This window comes from Pseudomonas sp. K5002, from assembly GCF_013386655.1.
In the GTDB taxonomy this organism is placed as follows: domain Bacteria; phylum Pseudomonadota; class Gammaproteobacteria; order Pseudomonadales; family Pseudomonadaceae; genus Aquipseudomonas.
Map to the genome: position 1 here is coordinate 1 of NZ_JACARK010000605.1, position 3,327 is coordinate 3,327.

The following is a 3,327-nucleotide window of genomic DNA, read 5'->3' on the forward strand; positions in this document are numbered from 1 at the left end:
CCGGCGGCACGGGCGGCCAATGCCGGCACATTACCGCCTTCGCGAAACAGCCCCGGCAGCTCGTGATCGTAGTGGTGATGGCCCAGTTGACGAGCCTCCTGCAAGGTCGAGACCGGCAGGCCGTCGGCGGCGAATTCGTCGCCCAGCCAACCGAGTTTGTAGGCGATGCCGGAGGCGGTCGGTACCGGGCAGCGGGTAAACCAGATCTGCTCAAGCGCAGGCTTGGGCAGGATCGCGGAAAGGGTCATGGGCAGCTCCATTGAATTGGGCAAGGCAGTCCATGGGGGTATTGCAGAGGCCGTGCCAATTGGCCAAAGCCCCGGTTTGCAGGGCTTTGGCGCAAAGAGTCGAAGTACTGTTGCTGGCCTGTCAGCAGCGCTGCTGCTGGCCCAGCAGTCACCCGTTCGCCACTGCTGCCCCAGCAACACTCCGTTATCGCAGGCCCCGCCAGGGGTGGTTTTCGGCATTGGCGCAGAACTTGCTCAAGGCACCTTCAATGCCCGACATCCAGCGCAATCCCCTGTAGGAGCTGGCGTGCCAGCGATGGTGGTTAACGATGACGTGTACTGACGGGTTTACGCGGTGCACTTGAGTCCATCGCTGGCAAGCCGGCTCCTGCAGAGGGGCTTAAACACACGGGCCAAATCAGGGGAAGAAACTATGAGTACGTTCGAACAGGTACCGGTACGCCAACTGCACAGCGAGGCCGAAGCCATTGCCGCAGCCAAGGAGATCGCCGTGGAGATCGCCGCGATTGCCGCCGACAGCAGCCAGAACGGCCAGTTGCCGTGGCGCCAGGCGCAACTGCTGTCCCAAAGCGGCCTGACCGCCATCGGTGTGCCCAAGGCATTCGGCGGGCTGGGGGCCTCGGTGCAAACCATCGTCGAAACCGTGCGCCTGGTCTCGGTGGCCGATGGTGGTGTGGGCCAGTTGCTGCAGATTCACAACGTGATGCTGCGGGGCATCTTCAACGGCTATACGGATGCGGTGCGTGATCGCCTGGTGGCCGATGTGCTGGCCGGCAAGCGCTTTGGCAACGCCCTGGCGGAAGTCGGCGGCAAGAACAAGTTCGCCCTCAAGACCCGCGTCGAGCGGCGTGCAGATGGCAAGCTGGTACTCAATGGCAGCAAGTTCTACTCCACCGGTTCCTACCTTGCCGAATGGATCTCCCTGACCGCGGCCTCGGATGACGGCGGCGCCGGCGTGCTGCTCAACCGCAACGCACCGGGCCTGACCCTGGTGGATGACTGGGAAGCCTTCGGCCAGAAAAACTCGGTCAGCGGCACGGTGAATTTCGACAATATCGAGCTGGATGAAGACTTCGTTTCGAAGCGCAAGGGCCCGATGAAACGCACCGGCCTGACCTTCCCGCAGATCCTGCATGCGGCGATCGATACCGGGATTGCCTCGGGCGCGCTGACCGCGGCGGTGGAGTACCTCAAGCACAACGCCCGGCCCTGGGTGGAAAGCGGCGTGGACCACGCCAATGAAGAGCCGCACATCATCAAGCAGATCGGCGAATACGCGGTGGCCCTGCGTGCAGCCGAGTCGCTGTTGCGGGATGCGGCGCGGGTGTTCGACGCACATGAGCTGGACCCGGAGAACAAGGAACTGCAGGACGAATTGATCCTGTCGGTGGCCACGGCACGGGCGCATTCGGACAGTGCTTCGTTGAAGATCTCCAGCGATATTTTCTCGTTGCTGGGGGCCAGTTCGTCGCTGAGCAAATGGAACCTCGACCGGTTCTGGCGCAACGCCCGGGTGCATACCACCCACGACCCGATTCGCTGGCGCTTGCACCATGTGGGCAACTACTACCTGAACGGGATTGATCCGGGGGAGTACACGGCGATCCTCAATGCCAAGGAAACCCAGGGCGCTACCACTCGCTAGACCAGCCCAACACATCCCTGTGGCGAGGGGGCTTGGTCCCGCTGGACTGCGCAGCAGGCCCTGTTTTTGGGGTCGCTTCGCAACCCGGCGGGAGCAAGCTCCCTCGCCACAATTTGGGAAGGATCGATAAACCCAATGAGCTTTTCATGATCGAAAAACACCCCCTTCTGCGCAGCCTGGCGATCTACCGTGAAATGCCCTGGCGCTTCGCTCTGGTCGCCGGGCTGTTCGTGGCCATCAACCTCGGCCTGGTCTGGCAACAATGGCTGATCGGCCATGCGGTCAACGATGTCAGCGCCGGTCGCGCAGTGATCCGCCACGCCGACGGCAGCCTCGATGCCAGCCTTGGCTGGCACTGGCTGTGGCTGATGCTCGCCGTGGCCCTGGGCCGTGGCGCGCTGCAATACGCCGCCAGCGTCATGTCCCTGGTGCTCAGCCAGGAACTGCTGACGCGCCTGCGCGAACGCATCCTCGCCCAGGTGCAAAGCCTGCACCTGGGTTATCACTGGCAGCACGGCATGGGCGAGATGATCACCCGCACCACCCGCGATGCCGACAAGGTACGTGACGCGCTGATCACCTTCTGGCGCCAGGTGGTGGAAACCCCGCTGGTGGTGTTGGCCACCGTGGGTCTGTTGAGCTGGTACAACCCGTGGCTGGGCTTGGTACCGCTGCTGCTGACCGTCACCGGACTGTGGATTTTCGTGCTGCAAACCGAACGCCTGGTTGAACTCGACCGCAGCGTCGGCGCGGCCTACGACCGCGTCAACCAGGACCTCAGTGAAGGCATCGGCGGGGTGCGGGTGATCAAATCCTTTGCCCTTGAGCAGAGCCGTATCCAGGGCTTTTCCGAACAGGTTGCAGTGTTCGCAGGCTTGGCCCGCCAGGCGCTGGCCTATTCCAGTTCACGCATTCCGCTGCCCCAGGCCGTGGTCGCCCTCGGCCATGTGTGGATCCTGGTCTACGGCGCCCACCTGGTGGCGGCCGGTCAGTTGGGCATCGGTGAACTGGTGACCTCGCTGCTGATCGCCACCACCCTGGTATTTCGCATCGAAGGCATTGGCCGGGTGATGCAAACCTTCGCCGATGCCCGGGCCAGTGCCGAACGTATCTGGCAACTGCTGGACGCCCCCGCAGCGATACGCAGCGGCAGCGCCACCCTGCCCGCTTCGCCCCTGGGGTTGCGCCTGGAGCACGTCAGTGTCAGCGCTCCCGGCGGTGGGCGGGACATTCTGCATGACTGCTCGCTGGCCCTGGTGCCCGGCGAAATTGTCGCGTTGGTGGGCGCCACCGGCACCGGGAAAAGCCTGCTGGCCAGCCTGTTGCCACGCCTCACTGATGTGAGCACCGGGCGCGTGCTGCTGGGCTATGACGGCGCTGGCTGGCAAGACATTCGCGAACTTGACCTCGGTGCGTTGCGCCAACGGGTGCACG

At 63.8% G+C, this 3,327-nt stretch carries 2 protein-coding genes and 1 pseudogene; 2 read left to right on the forward strand and 1 reads right to left on the reverse strand.

Annotated elements, in window-relative coordinates; all coding sequences use genetic code 11:
• Positions 1–248 (reverse strand): annotated as a pseudogene (locus tag HX846_RS24520) (ABC transporter substrate-binding protein); the annotation flags it as partial.
• 412 nt (positions 249–660) lie between these two features.
• Here HX846_RS24520 and HX846_RS24525 point away from each other — a divergent pair.
• Both HX846_RS24525 and HX846_RS24530 read left to right on the forward strand, forming a co-directional pair.
• Positions 661–1,893, forward strand: a complete 1,233-nt coding sequence (locus HX846_RS24525) for an acyl-CoA dehydrogenase family protein (protein WP_178966252.1) — start codon at positions 661–663, stop codon at positions 1,891–1,893.
• Positions 1,894–2,039: 146 nt separating this feature from the next.
• On the forward strand, positions 2,040–3,327 hold a 1,288-nt coding region (locus tag HX846_RS24530; protein ID WP_178966253.1), incomplete at its 3' end, for an ABC transporter ATP-binding protein.